Annotated in this window: 19 protein-coding genes; 12 read left to right on the forward strand and 7 right to left on the reverse strand. The window is 62.5% G+C overall.

The features are described 5' to 3' along the window. Positions 1 to 56 precede the first annotated feature (56 nt). The 3 genes from ACUCCZ_RS00930 to purB all read left to right on the forward strand — a co-directional run bounded on the left by ACUCCZ_RS00930 (position 57) and on the right by purB (position 4,205). Positions 57 to 1,355 carry an adenylosuccinate synthase gene (locus ACUCCZ_RS00930; RefSeq protein ID WP_435918381.1) on the forward strand — a complete coding sequence of 433 codons (1,299 nt, stop codon included), beginning with the start codon at positions 57 to 59 and terminating at the stop codon, positions 1,353 to 1,355. Between the two features lie 97 nt (positions 1,356 to 1,452). Further along, positions 1,453 to 2,775 (forward strand): phosphoribosylamine--glycine ligase, encoded by a 1,323-nt coding sequence (gene purD, locus ACUCCZ_RS00935; RefSeq protein WP_435918444.1) that lies wholly within the window; start codon positions 1,453 to 1,455, stop codon positions 2,773 to 2,775. Continuing rightward, entirely contained in the window at positions 2,772 to 4,205 is a 1,434-nt protein-coding gene (gene purB / locus ACUCCZ_RS00940; protein ID WP_435918380.1) for an adenylosuccinate lyase, read from the forward strand. Before purD ends, purB begins: the two co-directional genes overlap by 4 nt. Before the next feature lie 138 nt (positions 4,206 to 4,343). Here purB and ACUCCZ_RS00945 read toward each other — a convergent pair whose 3' ends face one another. From ACUCCZ_RS00945 to ahpC, 3 genes are all read right to left on the reverse strand, one after another. Beyond that, positions 4,344 to 5,294, reverse strand: a complete 951-nt coding sequence (locus tag ACUCCZ_RS00945; RefSeq protein WP_435918379.1) for a hydrogen peroxide-inducible genes activator — start codon at positions 5,292 to 5,294, stop codon at positions 4,344 to 4,346. Between the two features lie 6 nt (positions 5,295 to 5,300). Beyond that, positions 5,301 to 6,875, reverse strand: coding sequence for an alkyl hydroperoxide reductase subunit F (gene ahpF / locus ACUCCZ_RS00950; RefSeq protein ID WP_435918378.1), 1,575 nt, complete (start codon positions 6,873 to 6,875; stop codon positions 5,301 to 5,303). 89 nt (positions 6,876 to 6,964) lie between these two features. After that, positions 6,965 to 7,528, reverse strand: coding sequence for an alkyl hydroperoxide reductase subunit C (gene ahpC, locus ACUCCZ_RS00955; RefSeq protein ID WP_435918377.1), 564 nt, complete (start codon positions 7,526 to 7,528; stop codon positions 6,965 to 6,967). A gap of 133 nt (positions 7,529 to 7,661) precedes the next feature. On the opposite strand from ahpC, the gene ACUCCZ_RS00960 reads away from it, so the two are divergent. Then, entirely contained in the window at positions 7,662 to 8,951 is a 1,290-nt protein-coding gene (locus ACUCCZ_RS00960; RefSeq protein WP_435918376.1) for a phosphoribosylaminoimidazolesuccinocarboxamide synthase, read from the forward strand. 2 nt (positions 8,952 to 8,953) lie between these two features. Further along, positions 8,954 to 9,628 carry a phosphoribosylformylglycinamidine synthase subunit PurQ gene (gene purQ / locus ACUCCZ_RS00965; RefSeq protein WP_435918375.1) on the forward strand — a complete coding sequence of 225 codons (675 nt, stop codon included), beginning with the start codon at positions 8,954 to 8,956 and terminating at the stop codon, positions 9,626 to 9,628. Positions 9,629 to 9,667: 39 nt separating this feature from the next. On the opposite strand, the gene ACUCCZ_RS00970 is transcribed toward purQ, so the two are convergent. Continuing rightward, complete coding sequence (locus ACUCCZ_RS00970) at positions 9,668 to 10,618, reverse strand: N-acetylglucosamine kinase (protein ID WP_435918374.1); 951 nt, start codon at positions 10,616 to 10,618, stop codon at positions 9,668 to 9,670. A gap of 380 nt (positions 10,619 to 10,998) precedes the next feature. Between ACUCCZ_RS00970 and ACUCCZ_RS00975 the strand changes: the two genes are divergently transcribed. Next, on the forward strand, positions 10,999 to 11,556 hold the full coding sequence (locus tag ACUCCZ_RS00975) for a cell wall hydrolase (RefSeq protein WP_435918373.1): 558 nt from the start codon (positions 10,999 to 11,001) through the stop codon (positions 11,554 to 11,556). 118 nt (positions 11,557 to 11,674) lie between these two features. Then, on the forward strand, positions 11,675 to 12,388 hold the full coding sequence (locus tag ACUCCZ_RS00980) for a C39 family peptidase (RefSeq protein ID WP_435918372.1): 714 nt from the start codon (positions 11,675 to 11,677) through the stop codon (positions 12,386 to 12,388). Between the two features lie 126 nt (positions 12,389 to 12,514). Here ACUCCZ_RS00980 and ACUCCZ_RS00985 read toward each other — a convergent pair whose 3' ends face one another. Then, positions 12,515 to 13,876 (reverse strand): dihydrolipoyl dehydrogenase family protein, encoded by a 1,362-nt coding sequence (locus ACUCCZ_RS00985; RefSeq protein WP_435918371.1) that lies wholly within the window; start codon positions 13,874 to 13,876, stop codon positions 12,515 to 12,517. 9 nt (positions 13,877 to 13,885) lie between these two features. After that, positions 13,886 to 14,293, reverse strand: a complete 408-nt coding sequence (locus ACUCCZ_RS00990; protein WP_435918370.1) for a hypothetical protein — start codon at positions 14,291 to 14,293, stop codon at positions 13,886 to 13,888. Positions 14,294 to 14,458: 165 nt separating this feature from the next. Here ACUCCZ_RS00990 and ACUCCZ_RS00995 point away from each other — a divergent pair, with 165 nt between their 5' ends. The 5 genes from ACUCCZ_RS00995 (at position 14,459) to pepN (ending at position 21,172) form a co-directional block, all read left to right on the forward strand. Then, on the forward strand, positions 14,459 to 16,648 hold the full coding sequence (locus ACUCCZ_RS00995; RefSeq protein ID WP_435918369.1) for a glycoside hydrolase domain-containing protein: 2,190 nt from the start codon (positions 14,459 to 14,461) through the stop codon (positions 16,646 to 16,648). A 13-nt stretch (positions 16,649 to 16,661) separates the two neighbouring features. After that, positions 16,662 to 17,351: a hypothetical protein gene (locus ACUCCZ_RS01000; RefSeq protein ID WP_435918368.1), complete on the forward strand. Its 690-nt coding sequence runs from the start codon at positions 16,662 to 16,664 to the stop codon at positions 17,349 to 17,351. Beyond that, positions 17,348 to 17,785 carry a hypothetical protein gene (locus ACUCCZ_RS01005; RefSeq protein ID WP_277101403.1) on the forward strand — a complete coding sequence of 146 codons (438 nt, stop codon included), beginning with the start codon at positions 17,348 to 17,350 and terminating at the stop codon, positions 17,783 to 17,785. Before ACUCCZ_RS01000 ends, ACUCCZ_RS01005 begins: the two co-directional genes overlap by 4 nt. A 266-nt stretch (positions 17,786 to 18,051) precedes the next feature. Further along, on the forward strand, positions 18,052 to 18,489 hold the full coding sequence (locus tag ACUCCZ_RS01010) for a hypothetical protein (protein ID WP_063811685.1): 438 nt from the start codon (positions 18,052 to 18,054) through the stop codon (positions 18,487 to 18,489). A gap of 139 nt (positions 18,490 to 18,628) precedes the next feature. After that, the gene (gene pepN, locus ACUCCZ_RS01015; protein WP_435918367.1) at positions 18,629 to 21,172 is read left to right on the forward strand and encodes an aminopeptidase N; all 2,544 of its coding nucleotides are present in this window, start codon (positions 18,629 to 18,631) and stop codon (positions 21,170 to 21,172) included. A 37-nt stretch (positions 21,173 to 21,209) separates the two neighbouring features. Here pepN and ACUCCZ_RS01020 read toward each other — a convergent pair whose 3' ends face one another. Beyond that, entirely contained in the window at positions 21,210 to 22,508 is a 1,299-nt protein-coding gene (locus ACUCCZ_RS01020; RefSeq protein WP_435918443.1) for an MFS transporter, read from the reverse strand. Between the last annotated feature and the right edge of the window lie 11 nt (positions 22,509 to 22,519).

The raw sequence follows: 22,519 nt of genomic DNA on the forward strand, positions 1-22,519 counted from the left end.
CGCGGAGCGGCACGTGCCCCTGCGACCGAAGGCAACCCGCACACAGGTGCGAGGGAATGGAGGAACAGATGCCTGGAATCGTCGTCATGGGTACCCAGTGGGGTGACGAGGGCAAGGGCAAGGCCACCGATCAGATGTCCGAGCGCGTTGACTACTGCGTGCGGTATTCGGGAGGCAACAACGCGGGACACACTGTCGTCGTCGGTGACGAGAAGTTCTTCATGCACCTGCTTCCCTCCGGGGTTCTCAACCCGAACTCCACGGCCGTGCTCGGCAACGGAGTCGTGCTCAACCTTGACGTACTTGCTGACGAAATCGACACTCTGCGAGGTCGCGGCGTCGGGATCCCGCACCCGCTCATCAGCGCCAACGCTCACCTCATCACCCCCTACCATCAGACCCTCGACAAGGTCACCGAACGCTTCCTCGGCAATCGCCGCATCGGCACCACGGGGCGCGGGATCGGTCCGGCGTACTCCGACAAGATCAACCGGATGGGTATTCGCGTCCAAGACCTTTTTGACGAGTCGATCTTGCGTCAGAAGGTTGAGGCCTCTTTGGACCAGAAGAACCAGATCCTGGTGAAGATTTACAACCGTCGCGCTGTCGACCCACAAGAGGTTGCTGACGGTTTGCTCGCTCATGCCGAGCGCATTCGCCCCTATGTCGTCGATGTGGCTCGAGTCCTCAACGAAGGCCTCGACGAAGGCAAGGTGGTCCTCTTCGAGGGAGCCCAGGCCCACCACCTCGACGTCGACTTCGGCACGTACCCGTACGTCACCTCGTCCAACCCGATCGCCGCAGGTGCCTGCACCGGTTCGGGCGTCGGTCCGACGCGCATCGATCGCATCGTTGGTATTGCCAAGGCCTACACCACCCGCGTGGGTGAGGGCCCGTTCCCGACCGAACTGTTCGACGAGGACGGCGAGCGCCTGCGCAGTGAGGGCGGCGAGTACGGCGTGACGACGAAGCGTCCACGTCGCTGTGGCTGGTTCGACGCGCTGTTGGTGCAGCAGGCGGTCATGATCAACTCGGTGACGGATCTGTTCCTCACCAAGCTCGACGTACTGTCGGGTTGGGATCGTGTACCGGTTTGTGTGGCCTACGACATCGAGGGCGAGCGCACCGACGTCATGCCCGTCACCCAGTCCGACCTGCATCACGCAAAGCCGGTTTACGAATTCATGGATGGCTGGAGCGAGGACATCTCGGAGGCCCGTTCCTTCGACGATCTACCGCGCAACTGCCAGGCCTACGTGCGTCGTCTCGAGGAGTTGGTGGGTACTCGGATTTCCGGGATTGGTGTGGGCGCCGGTCGGGACCAGTCCATCATGCTCAACGACCTCATTGACTGACAGCTGACGATGCAGTGTTCCGCTCCGATGCCGGGGAGGAACAAGGTCGATCGGGAAACGGTCGGAAGTACCCTCTACTCTGGAGGTCGTGTCCAGCATGACTGTTCTCGTCCTCGGGTCTGGTGGCCGTGAGCATGCCCTCGCCTTGGCCTGCCACCGTGACCCAGAGGTTGCTGCCGTCCATGTCGCCCCCGGTAACCCGGGCACGGCTTCCTTCGCCACGAATCATCCGGTGGATCCCTGCGACCCCGATGCCGTCGTCACACTGGCGCGTGACGTGGGGGCTGCCCTCGTCGTCGTCGGCCCGGAGGCCCCGCTGGTTGCCGGGGTGGCAGACGCCCTGCGTGACGCAGGGATCGATTGCTTCGGTCCGAGTGCCGAGGCCGCTCGACTGGAAGGCTCGAAGGCCTTCGCCAAGGAGGTCATGGCTTCTGCCGGTGTTCCCACCGCCGCATCTCGATCCTGCGGTGACCTCGATTCGGTGGGTGCAGCCCTTGACGAGTTCGGAACACCCTACGTTGTCAAGGATGACGGGCTCGCAGGTGGCAAGGGAGTTGTCGTCACCGAGGATCGTGGCGAGGCCCTGACCCATGCCGAGCAGTGTCTCAATTCTGGTCACCAGGTCGTCATCGAGGAGTACCTCGACGGCCCCGAGGTGAGCCTCTTCGCGATCTGTGACGGCGAACATGCCCTCCCCATGCAGCCCGCCCAGGACTTCAAGCGGGTCGGTGATGGCGGGGTCGGCCCCAACACTGGCGGAATGGGTGCATACACGCCGTTGCCGTGGGCGCCTGACAACCTTGTCGAGACAGTGTCGAACACGGTGATCTCCCCGACGCTGGCGGCCATGCGAGATCGCGGCACCCCATTCATCGGTCTGCTGTACGTGGGGCTGGCCTTGACCTGTGGCGGCCCGAAGGTCGTTGAGTTCAACGTTCGGTTCGGCGATCCGGAAACCGAACCACTGCTCAGCATGATGGAGTCCCCGTTGGCGCAGATCATGCAGGCTGCCGCCCGTGGAGACTTGTCCGGAACAGATGGCTTGCGGTTCCGCCGGGGAGCTGCCGTCGGCGTCGTCATGGCAAGCGAGGGGTATCCTGCATCACCGGTGAGGGGACGCCACGTCGTTGCTCCGGTCGATGACGAGGACGTCCTGCACGCCGGAACTCGCCTCGAGGGGGACGGGCTGGCCACCAGCGGTGGTCGCGTCCTCGTGGTGCTTGGCCATGGCGAGACCCTTGCCGGGGCTCGCACGGATGCCTACAGCAGGGTTGACCAGCTCGAGGTGAGTGGCGGGTTCCACCGCACTGACATTGCCCTTCACGCAGCTGAGCTCGAGGCCGTCGACGAGATGGCCGACGGGCTCGCGCCCCAGTCCGAGAACAATCCCACCAACCCGAGCGACGGGGAGAATTCATGAGCGTTCCCAACATTCTTGCCACCCGTTACGCCTCTTCGGCGATGCGCTCCATCTGGACGCCGGAGAACAAGATCCGCGCCGAGCGCAGGCTGTGGCTGGCCGTCCTCGAGGCTCAGGCGGACCTCGGCGTCAGCTTCGGAGGCGACGATCCCGAGCAGGTGTTGGCCGACTACCAGGCTGTTCTCGACAACGTCGATCTGGACTCGATCGCCGAGCGTGAGGCCGTCACGCGGCACGACGTCAAGGCTCGGATCGAGGAGTTCAACGCCCTGGCCGGTCACGAGCACATCCACAAGGGCATGACGAGCCGCGACCTCACCGAGAACATCGAGCAGATGCAGGTGCTGGAGTCGCTGAAGTTGGTGCGCGACAAGATGGTCGCCACCTTGAACCAGCTGTCCCGACTGGCTGCCCAGTACTCGGATCAGCCGATCGCTGGTCGGTCCCACAACGTTGCTGCCCAGGTGACGACCCTGGGCAAGAGGTTCGCCACCACCATCGATGAGATGCTGGTGGGGTGGGAACACGTCAACGGGCTCATCGAACGGTACCCGGCTCGCGGAATCAAGGGGCCGATGGGAACATCCCAGGACATGCTCGACCTGCTCGGTGGGAATGACTCCAAGCTTGACGATCTCGAGCGTCGGGTCGCCGATCACCTCGGCGTCAACCAGGTGCTGACCTCGACCGGCCAGATCTACCCGAGGTCCCTGGACTTCGAGGTCATCTCGACGCTGGTGCAGGTGTTGTCGGGGCCGTCGAACCTGGCGACGTCAATTCGCCTGATGGCCGGCAACGAGCTTGTCACCGAGGGGTTCAGGCCTGGCCAGGTTGGGTCCTCGGCGATGCCGCACAAGATGAATGCCCGCTCCTGCGAGCGCGTCAACGGCTTCCTCGTCGTCCTGCGCGGGTACCTCACCATGGCCACCGGTCTGGTCGGTGTGCAGTGGAACGAGGGCGACGTCTCCTGCTCCGTGGTGCGTCGCGTCGCTCTGCCGGATTCCTTCTACGCCATTGATGGGGCCTTCGAGACCTTCCTGACGATCCTCGGCGACTTCGGGGTCTTCCCAGCCGTCATTGAGGCCGAGTTGGAGCGGTACCTGCCCTTCCTGACGACGACGAAGATTCTGATGGCGTGCGTCCGTGCTGGCGTCGGCCGCGAGAATGCTCACGAAGCCATCAAGGAGCACGCCGTGGCCGTTGCCCTGGAGATGCGTGAGACCGGCAGGGCGGAGAACGATCTGTTCGCTCGGCTGGCGGCCGACCCACGGATCCCGCTGACCAAGGAGCAGCTGCGCGGTCTGGTCTCCTCGCCGCTGGATCTCACCGGTGGAGCTCAGGACCAGGTCGAGGCGCTGTGCGCCAAGGTTGAGGACATCGTCCGGGAGCACCCGGAGGCTGCCAACTACCTGCCTGGGCTGGTGCTGTGACGCCGTGATCTGAATATGGGAGGGCTGGCTCGCTGAGCTGGCCCTCTCGGTAGATTTGCGTCGCGCACACCTACACCTACGCCAGAAATCTGGCGCAGCTGACGAGCGGCGGCGGGGAGTGCGGTCGGGGCTGGACCCTCAGTTCCCCAGGCCATGAGAGCAGGACGTCGCCCCATCGACGCCCAGCGGTTCGACGATGCGGCCGGGGAGACTCCGAAGGATGTTGACCAAGGCCAGGGCGGATGGACGCGTCATGGCTCCAGGCCTGCCACACACCACGATGTCTCGGTGAGGTCGGGGCTGGGTGAACTCGCGGACGACGATGCGAGGGTCCTTCGGCCTGAGTGCCGACACTGCGCTGCGTGGCATCAACGTTCGTCCTGCCCCCACTGACACCAGCTCGCGGATGGTCGCGAGGGATTCTGCTGACAGGGCGTCCGGTGGCAGCGGATGGGACGGGCTGCACACCTCGAGCACCTGATCTCGCAAACAGTGCCCCTCGGACATCAGGATGAGTCCATCGGTCGAGACGTCGTGGGGGTCGATGGGGCCCTCATCGTGGGCCAACTCGTCGCCAGTCCCCGTCACCAACAGGAATTCCTCTCGGAACACCGGAATTGCCGTCAGGGTGTCCTCCTCGACCGGGGCAGCGACTACGGCGATGTCGAGGTCACCTTGATGCAGCGCCTCCAGCAGCTGGGCAGTGCGTTTCTCCACCACGTGGATGTTGACCCCCGGCTCATACTGGTCGAAACGAGCAATGACGCGTGGCAACAGGAACGGCGCCAGGGTGGGGAATGCCCCGACCCTGAGTTGACGGGTCGTCCGCTCGGACTCCTCCAGGGCCAAGGTTCGGATGTCGTCAGCCAACACCAGCATGTCCCGGGCGGTCTGGGCGATACGCCGGCCCACCGGGGTGATCTCGATACGTCGTCCCGCCCTGACGGCCAGCGGCACACCGAGCTCATTCTCGAGCCGGTGGATCTGGGTTGACAGGGTCGGTTGACTGACACCGCACGACGCCGCCGCCCGCCCGAAGTGGTGCTCTTCGGCCAGGGCGACGAGATATCCCAGATCACGGAGATTCACGCGAACTCAGCTCTGCGCAGGGTCCTGACGAATGAGGTGGTCGAAAGCTCCCAGAGACGCCGTCGCACCGGCACCCATCGAGATGATGATCTGCTTGTAGGGCTGGGTGGTGCAGTCGCCGGCGGCAAACACGCCGGGAACCGAGGTGGTACCGCGCTCGTCGATGACGATCTCGCCGCGACCGGTGCGCTCCACGGAGCCCTCCAGCCACTCGGTGTTGGGAAGCAGGCCGATCTGAACGAAGACGCCAGCAACCTCGATTCTCCTGATCTCACCGCTGGTGCGGTCCTCGTACTCCAGTCCCGTCACCGCGGAGCCGTCGCCCAAGACCTGGGTGGTGCGAGCCGAGGTGATGACGTCGACGTTGGGCAGTGACTCCAAGGTGAGCAGCAGCACGTCATCGGCCTTGAGATCGTCAAGGAACTCGACGACGGTGACGTGGCCGACGACGCCGGCCAAGTCGATCGCCGCCTCGATGCCGGAGTTTCCGCCACCGACGACGGCAACGTTTCTGCCCGTGAAGAGCGGTCCGTCGCAGTGTGGGCAGTAGGTCACACCCTTGGTGCGGTACTCCTCCTCGCCGGGAACGCCGAGGTTACGCCAGCGGGCTCCGGTGGCGATGACGACCGAGCGGGCACGCAGGTCCCCGTCAGTCAGACGCACGCTCGTCATGCCGTCGGCAGTCTCCAGAGCGCTCGCGGTCTGATGCTCGATGACGTCAATGTCGTAGTCACCGACATGGGCGCGCAGGGCGTCGGCCAGCATCGGTCCGGTGGTGTGGGGCACTGAGATGAGGTTGTCGATGGCCTCGGTGTCGAGCACCTGGCCGCCGATCCGGGAGCCAGCCATGGCGGTGCGAATACCCTTGCGAGCGGCATACACGGCAGCTGCGACGCCAGCCGGGCCAGCGCCGACGACGAGAACATCGTAGGGGTCACGCTCGGAGAGGTTCTCCTTGGCTCCCTGAGCAGCAGTGGCGTCGAGACGCTCGAGGATCTCGGCCATGTCCATGCGCCCAGACCCCCAGTCTTCGCCGTCCAGATGGATGGCTGGTACCGAGGCGATGCCCTTGGCCTCCACCTCGTCGGTGTAGGTACCACCCTCGACGGCAGTGTGGTGGATGTTTGGGTTGAGGACGGCCATCGCGTTGAGGGCCTGAACAACCGTCGGACAATTCTGGCAGGTCAACGACATGTAGGTGACGAAGTGATGCTCCCCCTTGACCGCGCGCACGGCGTCGATGAGGGACTGTTCCTCCTTGACCGGGTGACCGCCGACCTGCAGCAGGGCCAGCACCAAGGAGGTGAACTCGTGGCCCATCGGTAGACCGGCGAAGCGGATGTCGACGGGGGAACCGGGTCGGGTGATGGCGAAGGACGGGGTACGCTCGTTGCCAACGGGCTCACCGACGCTCACCTTGTCCGACAGAGCGGCGATCTCGGCGAGCAGCTCGTCCATCTGCGCTGATTTCGGCGTCGTGGTGGCGTCGTCTCCCCGGTAGGGGGAGGGCACCAGGACGATGGGTTCGCGCACCATCTCGAGGTAGGTCTTGAGCTCGGTTGTCAGGACGCTGTCAAGCATGGTTCTCCTGGGTGGGGAAGTGGGGGCGTGCCGATCGGGGGATCCGTCGCAGGGACGAGTGCCCCTGCGACAGATGCTCGGGTCGGATCTCAGATCTTGCCGACGAGGTCGATGGACGGCGTGAGGGTCTCGGAGCCCTCCTCCCACTTGGCGGGGCAGACCTCACCTGGGTGGGCGTAGACGTACTGGGCAGCCTTGACCTTGCGGACCAGCTCGGCAGCGTTGCGGCCAATGCCCTCAGCGGTCAGCTCGTAGAACTGGATGACGCCGTCGGGATCGACGAGGAAGGTGGCGCGTTCAGCCTGGCCGGCCCCCTCACGCTCGACGTCGAAGTTGTAGGTCAGCTGGAAGTTCGAGTCGCCGATCATCGTGTAGGTGACCTTGCCGACGGTGTCGGAGTTGGAGTGCCAGGCCTTGTGGACGAAGTGGGAGTCGGTGGACACCGAGAACACCTCGACGCCCATCGCTTGCAGTTCCTCGTAGTGGTCGGCGAGGTCACCCAGCTCGGTGGGGCACACGAAGGTGAAGTCGCCGGGGTAGAAGAAGAAGATGGCCCACTTGCCGCTGATGTCGGAGTCGGAGACCTCGATGAAGTCGCCATTTCGGAAGGCGTTGGCCTTGAAGGGGAGGATCTTGGTGCTGATGAGACTCATCTGAGTCCTCTCTGATCGACGACGTGATAGTTTGACGCTATCACTGAGGGGTGCACCATAGTCAACATCTATTGGATGGGTGAATCGGGGCTCTCTGCCTCGTCAGGGTTCACAACCGTGGCATGATGCCCTCATGGTCACTCCGCACCCCGATCTCCCGTTGCTGGCTGAGGGCAAGGTCCGTCGCCTCTACCGCCTCCCCGATCAGCCTGGTCGCCTCCTCATGGTTGCCACCGACCGGATCAGCGCCTACGACCACGTCCTGACTCCTGGTGTTCCCGGGAAGGGAGCCATTCTGACGAACATGTCGCTGTGGTGGTTCGACCAGCTGGCCGACATCGTCGACAACCACTTCGTCAGTCTGGACGTTCCCGCCGAGGTCACTGGCCGAGCCATGGTCGTCGAGGAACTCGAGATGTTCCCTGTCGAGTGCGTCGTGCGCGGCTACCTCACCGGTTCGGGCTGGGCCGAGTACCAGCGCAATCGCGCGGTGTGTGGAATCCGTCTCCCGCAGGGGCTGCAGGACGGCTCCCGTCTCGAGGAACCCATCTTCACCCCCGCTGCCAAGGCTCCTCAGGGCGAGCATGACGAGAACATCGACTACCTGCACCTGGTGAAGCTCGTCGGTCCCGAGGCCGCGGCCGAGTTGCATGACCTCTCGCTGCGCATCTACCAGCGCGCCGAGGAGATTGCCCGTGAGCGCGGCATCATCCTCGCCGACACCAAGTTCGAGTTCGGTCGTCGAGCCGACGGCACCATCGTCCTTGCCGACGAGGTGCTCACCCCGGACTCATCGCGGTTCTGGGACGCGCAGACCTGGCAGCCCGGCAAGGGAGCCGACTCCTTCGACAAGCAGTACGTACGTGACTGGCTCGCCCACGAGTCTGGCTGGGATCGAACCAGCGACGAGGAGCCCCCGACCCTGCCCGATGAGGTCGTCGAGGCCACCAGTCGTCGCTATGAGGAGGCGTGGGCGCGCCTGACCGGTGGACAGATGTCCGGCGACGAGGTCGGTGACGTGTCGAATACTGGTCCGGCGACTGACCCCGTCCTCCCGCCGGAAGGTGATGTCGTTCCTGCCCAGGCCGCTGTTCCGGCTCCTGACGGGGCTCCCGATGCCAGCATTCCCGACGCTGCCGACGTCCCTGACGAGCCGGATCCCGGTGGTGTCGATAAGATTGGTGCCATGTCACGTGTAGTGGTGGAGGTCATGCCCAAGCCCGAGATCCTTGATCCCCAGGGCAAGGCCATCACGTCGGTGCTCGCCCGCCTCGGACATGAGGGCCTGACGGTGCGTCAGGGCAAGCGTTTCGAAATCACCGGTGATGGCGTGGACGATCGCCTCGACGAGATCCGTGAGGTCGCCTCCGAGCTGCTGGCCAACACCGTCATCGAGTCCTTCGACGTGCGCCTGGAGGACTGACGATGGCACGAATCGGAGTCGTCACCTTCCCCGGCACGCTTGACGACCAGGACGCAGCGAGGGCCGTTCGCCTCGCCGGGGGCGAGCCCGTGTCGCTGTGGTACGCCTCGACGGATCTGGCCGGGGTCGACGCCGTCGTCCTTCCGGGCGGGTTCTCCTACGGCGACTACCTGCGTGCAGGAGCCTTGGCAGCTGCCTCGCCCGTCATGTCGTCCATCCGTGGAGCTGTGGACGCCGGTCTCCCGGTGCTCGGCATCTGCAATGGATTCCAGGTGCTCTGCGAGTCCCATCTCCTTCCCGGCACCCTCATGCGTAACGAGAAGCGACGTTTCCATTGCTCGGTGCAGCAGCTTCAGGTCGCCAGTGTCGACACCGTCTGGACTTGTGCTTTCCGTCCCAGTCAGCGCATTCGCATCGCGGCCAAGCACGGCGAAGGCAACTACGTGGCTGATCCTGCGACCCTGGCGACCTTGGAGGCCAACAATCAGGTCGTGTTTCGTTACACCGACAACCCGAACGGCTCGGTCCACGACATTGCCGGTGTCACCAATGAGGCGGGAAACGTTGTCGGACTGATGCCTCACCCGGAGCATTCCGTGGAGGAGCTCACCGGTGCCGGCACCGACGGACTGGGGTTCTTCCGCTCCTTGCTGACTTTCGTGTCAGCTCAGTTGTGAGACGCGGCGTTCACACCCGCGCAGTCCGGGGCCTTGCCATCACTGTGCGACGTGGATGCGCTGGCCGAGCGGGAACTCCGGGCTGACGGTCGGCAGGGCTGCGGCTCCGTCGAGTCCCTCCCCGAGGGGTTCGACGATGCGCGCTCCTGGCATCGCCACGGAGATCTCCTCGACGATCGCTGCGCGGATGAGCTGGGAATTCATGACTCCGCCCAGTAGTCCGACGGCGGGGCTGTCCTCGTTGGCCAGGTGAGTCTGGCACAGTCCTGTGATCGAGGAGTGGGCCAGCTCGTGGGCGGCATGCACACAGATGTCGCGGGCGACGGGATCTCCTTCCTCTGCGGCGGCGGTGACCTTGGCGGAGTAGGCGGCAATCCGCGAGACCATGAGCGGATCGGCGTGGAGTTCCAGGTAGGCGGCCTCGATGTCGGCGAAGTCTCCACCGATGGTGTCGCTGAGGATCGTCTGTTCGCCACGGCCGTCATGGGCGCGCATGACGGCGTCAAGGGCGTGACGGCCCAGCCAGAAGGCCGATCCGGCGTCGCCGATGACGTAGCCCCAGCCGTCGACGCGGGCGACATCGTGGTGGCCGACGGCCAGCGTGATGACCCCGGTTCCCGAAGCCGTCACGACACCCAGCTGGTCACCCAGGGCACCGAGGTAGGAGGTGATGGAGTCGTGGGCCAGCAGCACTCGACCGACTCCATAGGGCTTGAGGGCCGCAAGAACCGGAAAGGGGTCTTCATCGTCGCGAGCTCCCGATGACCCGATGGCCACTGTGCAGTGGGAACCGGTGACTTCGGGGTGCGCCGCCACGACGTCCGCCATGACGGCCGCAAATTGCGGGGCGAGGGGGAGAGCAGTACGCACACCGGACGAGGTGACCATCCACTCTGGCCCCCAGGGGCCAGGCTCGCAGCGGACTCGGGTGCTGGATTGCCCAGCGTCAACAGCCAGGACGGGGGACTCACTGCGCGCGACATCACTCATGGGTCCAAGGTTATGGCGAAGACCCAACGCTGAGTTCATGAGGGGCCAGGATGATCACGCCACCCGATCGAACAGAATGGGCTGACCTTTTGTACAGATCCATATTCGCTCACGGCGAACTCCTTGTAGTCGCGCGTGTCGCTGGCCTGGGGCTGCGACGCCTGTTGTGTCAGTTGTGCGGTGGCTTTGTGATCATGATGTCGAGGGAATCCGCATGGTGACATTTCGCCAATTGTTTGTGAGTCGTGATCATGGCCCGAGGTGTGGTTGACAACAAGATGAGCTCTCGAAATAACAGTGATGTCATTGGTCAATGCGTATCTATCGCGGTGAGACTGGGCAACGTAACGTGTCGAATGACGTCGACGAAAGGTGACGACATGTTCGGAAAAACAACGGCACGACTGGTCGGTTCGGCCGTCGGTTTCACCATGGCTCTGACGGGGGCCGGTGTGGCTGCGTCCGCGGTGGCCCAGGCAGCTCCTGCAGTCTCTGCGTCCAGCGTCTCGGCGACAAGCCTGACCGCTGAACAGCGCGAGAATGCCTACACCATTATTCGTGTCGCCGAGAAATCCAATGCCATCGATCCAGCCGGCAAGGACAACGCCATTCACGCCGCGATCATGGCCGCCATGCAGGAATCCGGCCTACGTAACATAAATCACGGCGACCGTGATTCCGTCGGCCTGTTCCAGCAGCGCCCGTCATGTGGCTGGGGATCCGTTGAGCAGATCATGGACCCGGTTTTCGCGGCCAAGTCCTTCTACGGAATCAATGATGTAGTCAGCAACCCCGGCGTGATCCAGAAGAGAGGTTGGCAGACCATGGATCCCGGCCAGCTCGCCCAGGCTGTGCAGGTCTCCGCCTACCCGGATCGGTACGCCCAGTGGTACCCGCTCGCCGAGCAGCTCCTCAAGGACTATCGCGCCGGCCGTTGAGGCCCTGTCGTCACCGAGATGAAGGTCGGATGACGGCGCGTCCCGGTGACGACTGCTTGGTGGGACAGGCCCGCCGAGAACCACCCCTGTGACACACCACATGTGAAGGGAGAATCCCATGAGTTCCATGATCAGCAGGCTGCGGCGCGATGCCGTCGTCGGCCTGGCGGCGCTCGCTGTAGGGGCCGCCCCGGCTGCGATGACGGCCCAGGCAGGGCCGCAACTGGCAAACCAGCCCCGGGTGGCCGGGGTCGCGTCGGTTCAGTCCCGGGCCCCGGAAGCCGACGTTGCCAATGACGAGATTGCCAATGCCGCCGCACACGGATTTCACACCGTCCATATCGACTTCGAGTACCAGGGCACCCGTTGGTGGTGCGGCCCGGCCTCGACCCGGATCGCGCTGTCTGCTCGGGGAATTGAGGTCACCCAGCAGCAGATGGCCAACGAGCTCGGAACCACCCAGAACGGAACCAACGACATCTCGCTGGTGACGAAGGTGCTCAACACCCACCTCAAGTCACAGCCTTACAAGAACACGTACATGCCCAACGATCCGCCGACCCAGGATCAGAAGAATCTGTTGTGGCGTAACATCACCACGGACATTGACAAGGGCTACGCCATCGTCGCCAACATCGTTGCCCCGGCCCACAATCATCCGCCGGGCTACCCGGACCGCACGATCTACCACTACCTGACGATCGTCGGCTACAACCCCGACACCCGGGAGGTGTTGGTTGCTGATCCGGCTGGGTTCTCCGGTTCGCCGACCTACAAGCTGAGCTTCGATCAGATGGCCACGCTCATTCCGCCAAAGGGATATAGCGCCTGATACGGCACATCAGGATTATCACCTTTTGTGCCGTCTATTCGGCAGCAGTCCTGAGGCCAACCCCGTCGAGGTCCAGTTGTCGTGACCGTGAGTACTCGGTCACGACAACTGGACCTCGGTCATTTCTCAGGTGAGAGGTTCGAGTACCCCGAGTACCTCATTGAAAGCTTCGGTCGAGGACGGGTGGGTCCAGATCCCGTCACGCAACGTTTCGTAGCGAACTCCCAACCGCATGGCCAGTGAGACGAGATTGACCAGTTCCTGCGAATCAATGCACCACAGGGTCGCTCCCAGGACGGTGTGGTCGTCGGCATCGACGAGAACTCGAATGAGGCCTTCGGTTTGTCCGACGATCTTGGGTCGCGGCATGGCAGCGATCGTGGAGACGTTCTTGGACGCCACGAGCACGGAGCGGTCGGACTCCCGGGCTTGGCGCATCGTCATGCCGACCTGGGACAGCGGCGGGTCGAGGAAGGTCGTCGTCGGGACGGCCACTCGATCGTCGCGACGACGCGGCCCGTCGTGAAGGGTGTCCCACAGTACTCGGTTGTCATCGAGGGAGATATAAGTGAACTGCGGGCCGCCATTGACGTCACCGACCGCGTAGATCCCGTCGACACTGGTGCGCAGCTGAGTGTCAACGGTGATGTGGCCTCGTTCATCCGTGGCCACTCCGGCGGCCTCAAGATGAAGGTTCTCAGTGGCGGGGAGCCTGCCCGCTGCCACCAACACCGCATCGGCAGTGAAGGTGCGATCGCCAGTGGCGACGTCAATGTGGTGGCCTGTGTCATGAAAGGAGGTCGCGCGGGCATCCGTGACAATCGTGACCCCTTCGCTCTCCAACATGCTGCGCACACGCTTGGCGACGTCGGAATCGAGAGCCGGGGCGAAGGTGTCACCAGCCTCGAGCAGGGTGACCTGGGAACCGAATCGGGCGAACATCTGGGCAAACTCCAGGCCGATGAATCCGCCACCCACGACGACGAGCCGCGACGGCAGGGGATCGACGTGCTGGATCGTGGTGGAGTCATGGACGCGCGGGCCGTCGGCACCGGGAATCGGGAGGGTGGCTGGGTGAGATCCGGTGTTGACGATGATCGTTTCGGCGTGTACCGCGATCTCATCGGCTCCCCCAACCACCTTGACGTTGTGGGGTCCGGTGAAGCTGGCTTCCCCGGCGAGGAGAAGCACTTTGCCCTCCAGCATGGCGTGGTTGGCGTGATTCAGCTTGGCGATGAGGGCGTCTCGATCGGCGACGGCTGAGGTGAAGTAGGAGACAGGGTCGCGACCGTCCCGCTTGGATGCCGAGTCGATGAGGTCCTTGGTAGGTACGCATGCGACGTTGATGCAGCTGCCCCCGTACATCTGTGCTGATCTTTCGACGAGGGCGACGTTGCGTCCCTCCCCGGCGAGGCGTCCGGCGATCGTCTTACCGGCTTTGCCCCATCCGATGACCAGAACATCGACCGTGAGCTCTGTGTTCGACACTGGTACTCCTTACGGTGTGTACGCGATTGGTGGTCGGTGGCCCATCGCATCGCCGACTAATGCCATCATGTCACGGTGCTCGGCCCGGTCAGCCGCTTTTCGCGTAGCGCGCATGGATGCCGATGCGTGCTGGTATGAATATCGGCTTCTTTTTCTGATGGCCATGGTGACGTGTTTTCTCAGGTAATAGAAATGACGCGGATGATCTTTGCTCCCTCGAATTGGGAAATCGATCGGAGAAGTGCCCATCTGGGTTTGTGCCGTGGCGATGGTGATGTGTTTTGCAACCGCGAGTGATTTGGACTCCAGATGACCTTTGGGCTTCCAGCAATCAGAGCGGCCTTTGGCCTCGGAGAATCGTTGTGCGTAAGTTTTGGACGAGGGAAGGTTGGGGGTGGCTGCCTGCGGGCTAGGCACGGATGCCATCCTCTAGCTTGGGAGCCGAGTGTTTTGTGTACTATCCGCGTTCGTGCGGATAATACAGAAACACGATAATCGTGATAACTAAAAGCACGTGGCTTGCAGCACGAGTTGGGGATCCAGGAACTGTCGCATGCGTTCGGTCCGACCACAATGTCCAAGGTGGACGCCCGTGGTGGTGTCGGGCCGGGCGAACAGAACAAGAATATTGTCAACATCATTAAGTGCGCCTTTTACTGTAAAGGTTATCCCGGTGGGGATCTCGACGGGATCTGGAGAAGTTCACCTCCTTTTGGGCCGCAGATGGACGCAGTGGCGGGGTCCTTGTATGCCATGGCAAACAATATGGGTATTGGGGTGCAGGACAGGCTGAACGCCAAACTTTTCAAGGCCTTGCTCACAATGGATGCTTACGTCCTAGTTTCCGGAGGTGATCCGGAAGTTCGTAAGATTCAGCAGTGGTTAAATAGGAGGTATTGGCAGCGTAGATTTGCAACGATTATTCCCACTGAAGGGCATTATTCGCGTGATGTTCAAAAACTACTAATGAAGGCACTTCAATCTGAGTTTGGAATAGCAGATTCCTCGGTGAACGGGAATTTTGGGCCGGCCACCCGACAGCAGCTGGCAGCCCATATTTTGAAGCCTGGTGATAGTGGTGTTCTTGTCGAGTTGCTGTCTGCGGCTTGTGTCTTCAACGGTGCTGTTCCAAGAGGTGAAGGCATGGTTCATACAATGTTCAAGTCTACGTTTGATGACAAGTTGGCCAAGTATATTCAGGCATTTCAAGCATTCAGTTTGCTACCAGTTACCAATCGTGTGGACTACGCAACGTGGTGTCAATTATTGGTATCCACAGGTGACCCGAATCGCGCGGCGCATGCGTGTGATACTCGTTTCACGATCACGGAGTCGCTTGCGCATTCGCTGGTCAGATCGGGTTATAGGGTCGTAGGTAGGTATCTTGATGAACCTCCCGGCGGCAAGCTGGATAAAAAACTCAAAGATGGTGAACTCCATGCTATTTTTGCTGGCAACATGAGAGTGTTCCCCATTTGGCAGTACAATGCACGTGACCTGATTGATTTCTCCTTTGAATCTGGATGGGAACACGGAAATAAGGCACATGACCGCATGGTCTATTACGGTTTCAATCCAGGCGCCATTGTCTACTTCTCGGTGGACTATGACGCAACCGATCCTGAAATTGACAGCAATATTATTCCTTATTTTCGGGGAGTTCAGGCGGCCTTGGCTAGCCGAGGTCATGCCTATCGCGCTGGCGTCTACGGTTGTCGTAATGTCTGCTCGCGCGTCTCAGAGCAGACTTACACGGTAAGTTCATTTGTCTCAGGAATGTCGTGGGGCTTCTCCGGCAATCTCGGGTTCCCTCTTCCGTATAATTGGTCGTTCAACCAGATTCAGGAGGTTCGTTACTCTGCTGATTCTGGCAAGGAAATTGATTTGGACCGCGATGTGCACCGCGCACATATCGATCCGGGAATTGGCCCGGATGGAGTGGGTGGGCATACACCGTCAAAGTTGGAGGACACCCTGGCTACAGTTGACCAGGTCCATGACATGGCGGCGAAATACGGTGGGGGCACCAGCGACGTCAATCTTATCAACAAACGGGTGCTGGAGTTTCTTCGACACCCGAAGTACACCCACGTCTACGCAGGTTGGAGGATCTTGCTCGGGGCTCCCGATGAGGACTGGCTCACGGCAGCTACGAGCGAACTTGGCTCGCTTATGCTCACGTTCGAGGATCCTATTTACAATGAGACCGTATCAATGGATCATCTCGCCGCGACTGCCAACGCCGTCATGCTTATGGGCTGGGGCGACGGGAAAAATGCGAACCGAGGCGATTTCGGGGGCTGGGGTGGTGACCTCTCGACCTTCTATGCCGACTGGATGAACAATGAGAGGAGTTATGCGTCGGGGTACGCGTTTTGTATGGATCGGCTTGCTCATCGCGGTGTCGAGTCGTCCTTCGGTTTCTCGGACATGATCGAAGATGTGGATGGATATCTTCTGGGCCGGGCGATCCGTGCTGGCGTGCCCTTCAAGACGGTGCTGAGGGATTACCTGACTGGCCAGGCGATTACGACCCGCTTCCGCGACTTCTATCGGCTGCGGTTTAACTCGTCGTCCGATTCTGTTGAGAAATCGGCTCGGGCTATGTTTTTCGATTCATCCGATTCTGTGCTGCACAAATTGCAAGTAGCAGCGGTGGAGATGCAGATCAGAGATAAAGCTCTGTTGCCGGAAGTACTGCCGTCGGAGAAATTGTCTCCATTTTTTGAAGGTTTCGCCAAGATTGTCAGTCAGCTGGCGGAAAGCGCGTGAAAGGAACGCGGCGATGACACACAATTCCTACAAGATTCCCCGTCGTGCCTTGCTGAGCGGTATGGCCGCAAGCGGGCTGACGGCCGTTCTGGCTTCTGAGGCCGCCGCCCTGCCCCCGGTTCCGTTGTCGCCCATCCAGCCTTCTCGCGTGCAACGATGGTCTGGGATGCGCAGCGCTAACGACTGGCCGATCGGTGCCGCTGCTGCTGCGCAGACGGTCGAGGGTGCAGGGATCGACGTGACTCTGACGACCGGTGCACCGTCGGTCGTGCTGCTGCATGCCTTGAGGCGCATCAACTACGAACTTGTCTCATTGCGTCCCGGTGACGTGGCAGGGCTCCAGCATGACCGGAATGTTGCCTCACCGCAACGGTCCAACCTTCTGTCCGGGACAGCCTTCCTTTTTCGTGAGAGTTTTCTCCCGTACGGGTCAACGGGTAATCTTTTCCCCGATGAGGTTGTTGTGCTGGAGGATATCGTTGCTGAGTCGCGAGGAGTCCTGGCTTGGGGTGGGCATCTCAGGGTGCCTGACCAGTCCTTGATCTACCTCGCGAAAGGTTCGACTTCACCTGAGGTGGGACGGTTGCAGAGCCATTTCGACGTGGTCGATCACGTGGATGCGTCAGGGGGCGCTGGTACCATAGATGCGTATCTGCCGGGGCGGCGTGCGGTTGCTCGGCGAGAACTGAGGGGGCGCCGATGAGGGGTCCTCGGTTCGTGGCTGTCATGACTTCGTGCGTGTTGCTCTGTTTCGGCGGGGCGGGTTGCAGCACGATCCAATCTGAGGCGGATGTGCAAGCAGCGGATAGCGCCGACGTTGCCGTGCCCCGTGCGCTGCGCAAAGAGTTGGACTCGCGGGGGCTTGCCTCCCCGGCTGAGCGTGCGGACGCCGCGCAGGTGTGGTTTAACGAGACCAGGCCGATAGACATCTCTCTTGGTGGCCATTGGGTGGTGCGTAGTCGTGAGGGGACCCGGTTGCGTGTCGACTTCTACGTCCGTGTGGAGTCAGGCTCTCTTCTGCCACCTGACGGGGGGAAATCGGCACACTCGGTTGCGTGTCGGGTTTACGACGTGGCCCATGGGGTGACCGTCCAGCAGGTTGACTGCCCCCAGGAATCGTTGGCTGAGTTGCCGTGATGCTGCTTTCTTGGTCGCCGGTTCGTACTCGTCAACAGTGAAGATGAGACATCCGATTGGTTCGAGGGACAGCGTTTGATCACCATCGGTTGACTCGGCAAGCTCCTCACCAAGCGCAGTGATGACGCCCTGCCTTTCTTGTTAGAACTTCGCGTCTTAGTCGCAATCGTGACTGTGCGATGTGGATGTGCCAGGGGTGCTGGTACCATAGATGCGTATCTGCCGGAGCGGTGTGCGGTTGCTCGGCGAGAACTGAGGGGGCGCCGATGAGGAGTCCTCGGTTCGTGGTCGTCATGACTGCGTGTGTGCTGTTCTGCTTCGGTGTGGCGGGTTGCAGCACGATCCAGTCTGAGACGGATGAGGATGTTGCTGGGCGAGCTGACTACGACCTGCCCGACGCGTTGCGCAAGGAGTTGGACTCGCATGGGCTCACCTCCCCGGCTGAACGTGCGGACGCCGCGCAGACATGGTTCAACGAGACCAACCCGCCGGATGTTAACGTCGTCGACCGGTGGGTTGTGCGTAGTCGTGAGGGGACCCGGTTTCGTGTCGACTTATACAGGCATATGGAGTCAGGCTCTCTGTTGCCACCTGACGGGGGCAAATCGGCATCCTCGGTCGCGTGTCGGGTTTACGACGTGGCCCATGGGGTGACGGTCCAGCAGGTCGATTGTCCAAAGGAATCGCTGGATGACCTACCCTGACACGGCTGCCCTTGCCCGCCGGCTCGTACCCGTCAACAGCGGACATGAGACACCCTGATCGGTTCGAGGTACAGCTTCATCCAGAGGAACTGCTCGGTCTAGACGCTCATGGCACGCGCCACTGCCATACTCTGGTGGTGTGAGTACGAAGAATCTGACCCGCGAAGAAGCCCGTCACCGGTCCGAGATCATCACTGTCGAGAGGTACCACGTCCGCGTTGACGTGCGCGGTGCCGACGCTGATGGGGCCACCCACTTCACCTCCAGCACCAGGGTGCGATTCTCGACCAAGGAGCCCGACACCTTCCTGGACTTGCTCGACGGCGAGATTGAGTCGGTCATCGTCAACGATGAGGAGGTCGAGCCGGAGTATGACGGCTCTCGTATCCAGCTTCACGGACTCCATACTCATCGTAAGAATCTCGTCGTCGTCACCGCCAAGCTGCCCTACCAACACACTGGCCAGGGCTTGCACCGCTTCGTCGATCCCGCCGACGGCAAGGTTTACCTCTACACCCACTTTGAGGCTGCTGATTCCCGGCGCATGTACGCGGTCTTCGAACAGCCCGACCTCAAGGCCCACGTCGACTTCGATGTTCTCGCACCGCAGGGATGGCGCGTCATCTCCAACCAGGTCCATGAGGACACCCGCGAGGAGGACGGCGGCATCCTGCACGACTTCGCCCTCACCCCGCGGATGTCGACCTACCTGACCGCCATCGCCGCTGGCCCGTACGTCCGATTCGAGGACGAATGGCACTCCCGCGACGGCTCGGAGTCCATCCCGCTGGGCATTCTCGCTCGCGCATCCTTGGCCGAGTACGTGGATCATGAGGAGATCTTCAAGATCACCAAGCAGGGCCTGGCCTTCTACCACGACGCCTTCGGTTACCCCTACCCGTGGGGCAAGTACGACCAGATCTTCGTGCCCGAGTACAACCTCGGCGCCATGGAGAATCCGGGCCTCGTGACCTTCACCGAGAACTACATCCACCGCGGCCCGGCCACTCGCTCCGAGCTTGCCGGTCGGACGAACACCATCCTCCACGAGATGGCTCACATGTGGTTCGGAGACCTCGTCACCCCCAAGTGGTGGGACGACCTGTGGCTCAAGGAGTCCTTCGCCGAGTACATGGGAGCCCATGCCTCGGTCAACGCCACCGAGTACCGCGAGGCCTGGACGAACTTCGCCGTCGGTCGCAAGGCCTGGGCCTACACCGCCGACCAGCAGTCGACGACGCACCCGATCGTCGCCGACATCGTCGATCTGGAGGCCGCCCGTCAGAACTTCGATGGCATCACCTACGCCAAGGGTGCGTCGGTGCTCAAGCAGCTCGTCGCCCACGTCGGCGTCGAGAAGTTCTTCAGCGCGGCACGCCACTACTTCCGCGAACTGGCCTTCTCCTCAGCCACTCTCGACGATCTCATCCGTCACCTCGAGAAGGCATGCGGTCGAGACCTGAGCTCCTGGGTGAACGCCTGGCTCAAGACCACCGGACCTGACGTTCTGCTGCCGGAACTCACCGTTCGTGACGGGGTCGTCCAGGAGCTCGCCGTGGTGCGTGACTCCGTCGACCTGCGTACCGGCCACGACGTCAATCGTCCTCACACCCTTCGCGTCGGTCTGTACTCCCTGCAGGGAGACGATCTGGTGCGCACTGACCTCATCGATGTGACCTTGTCCTCGCCGCGTACTCCGGTGCCCGAGGCCGTCGGCAAGCCCGCCCCGGATCTCATCCTCATCAACGACGACGACCTCACCTACGCCAAGGTGCGTCTTGGGGCTACCGGGACGAAAACTGTGCTGACCCACCTGTCCGGCCTGTCGAAACCACTGGCCCGCGCCCTGGTCTGGTCGATGCTGTGGAACGCGGTGCGCGACGCCAAGCTCAAGGTGCAGGACTACCTCGACGCTGTTGCCCTGCACGGCCCCAAGGAGACTGAACCGGCCATCCTCACCGCCGTCCTGCAGCAGGTGCGGATGGCGGTCGAGAATTACCTGCCTGATTCGGCTCGCGACAACGCGCGTCGAGCCGAGGCCGCTCGAGCATGGCAGGGACTTGACGAGTCCGAGCCCGGCAGCGACTTGCAGCGCATCTGGGCCCGCCACGCCCTGGCTCTGTCGGCAGCCGACCACGAGTCGGCTGGTCAGGTCCGCGGACTTCTCGACGGCAACGTCACGGATCTGGTTGTCGATCCTGAGCTGAGGTGGCAGGCTTGGATGGCCCTGGCCGCCCTTGGCCAGGCCAGCGCCGAGGACCTCGACGCCGAGCTGGAGCGTGACCGCACCAAGACCGGCGTCGCCCACCACATGGCCGCCCTGACCGCCTGTCCTGACGATGTTGCCAAGCAGGACGCCTACCGTCGCCTGCGCACCCCCGGCGAGCTGTCCAACGAGCACTGCCTGGCACTCATCGACGGTCTGCGCACCCCGTTGGGGGCCGAGATCTTCGCCAGCCTCAACGGCTCCTACTTCGACGACCTGGAACAGATCTGGCAGGAGTTCCCGATCGAGATGGCCCAGCGCTTGGTGATCGGACTCTTCCCGGACGGTGACGTCGTCGAGGATGCCGATCATTGGTTGGCGCACCACCCCTCGGCCACGGGTGGCCTGACGCGGACGGTCAAGGAGCTTCGTGACGCGGCCTCTCGTGCGGAGACGGCCCGCGACTACAACAGCTGAGTGACGAGCCCCATCGCGCCTGACAGTGGCGGGTTGTTCAGCGGCGACGCTGCTTGACGACCCGCCACTGGCGTGCCAGTGCCTCCCGCCACGTCGGCACCGTCACGCCGTTGTCGATCATGATCCGGTACAGACGGCGCTGGTTGACCTCCAGGCCGATGAGACCGATGGCGAAGATGATGAGCTGGGTGGACATGGCCCAGCGGAAGCCACTGAGGGTGTAGTGCCCGCCGGGACACAGTACCTCGAGAAGCAGACCGATGATCTCGATCTCCAGCAGGCCGAAGAAGAATCCGCCCGTGATGGCCACACCGGTCGCGGTGGCCAGCCGGTTGCCGGGCTGGAAGGTGCGAGCCACGTCGAACCCAACGCCCCCACCGGGCAGTGAGATGCCCAGGCAGATGACGAGGACGTAGAGCATCCACAGTGGGGCGCGTCCCGGCCAGATCAGGACGACGAGCCACGCCAGCGCAGAGACGGTGATCATTGCCTCGATGAGGGTCCCGCGACGAAGCGGGTGGCGACTGGTGAGGATGCCAGCCGTGGGACCGGCGATGGCATTGGCAATGACGTACACCGTCATGAGAGTCGAGGCAGTGGCGGTTGATCGGCCTTCAGCATGAGTGAGGTAGGGCATTCCCCACATCAGTGAGAAGACGATGCCGGCGAAGTTCGACGACATGTGGGCCCAGAAGGCCATCCTCGTCGAGGGATGCTTGACGACCTCGACAACCTGGTGGGGGAGTTGCTTGAGATTGGCGTCGGTGCGTTCCGGCTCGACTCCGGGCGGGGCGTCACGGATGAGAAGGACGGCCAGCACTGCGGCCAGTGCCGCCCCGGCCGCAGCGAGGAAGTAGCTCGAACGCCACCCGCTGGTCTCCACCATCGCCACCAGGCCGACGGCCGAGACAACCTGTCCGAACTGGCCCAACAGGCCAGTGAGCTGAGTCATCAGCGGGATCTGACGAGTCGGGAACCAAGCAGGCACCAGACGCACCGCAGCACCGAAGATGAAGGCGTCGCCACATCCCACCAGGATGCGGGCGAGCATGGCACCTCCCACACTCCCGGCCAGGGCCATGACGACCTGTCCCACGGCCATGAGGACTGATCCGGCAGCGATGACGACTCGTGACCCCAACCGATCGACGGCCACACCGGCCGGAATCTGCAGAACGGCGTACACCGCGAGCTGGAGCACCATGAAAGTGGCGACGACGGACGCCGGGGCGTTGAAATGGTCTGCGGCCGTCAGCCCCGTGACGCCCAGAGAGGTTCGCTGCATGACGGCAAACCCGTAGGCGATGACCGCGGTGATCCACACCACCCATGTCATGGCACCGCGGT

It is taken from the genome of Cutibacterium nasicola (assembly GCF_052654715.2).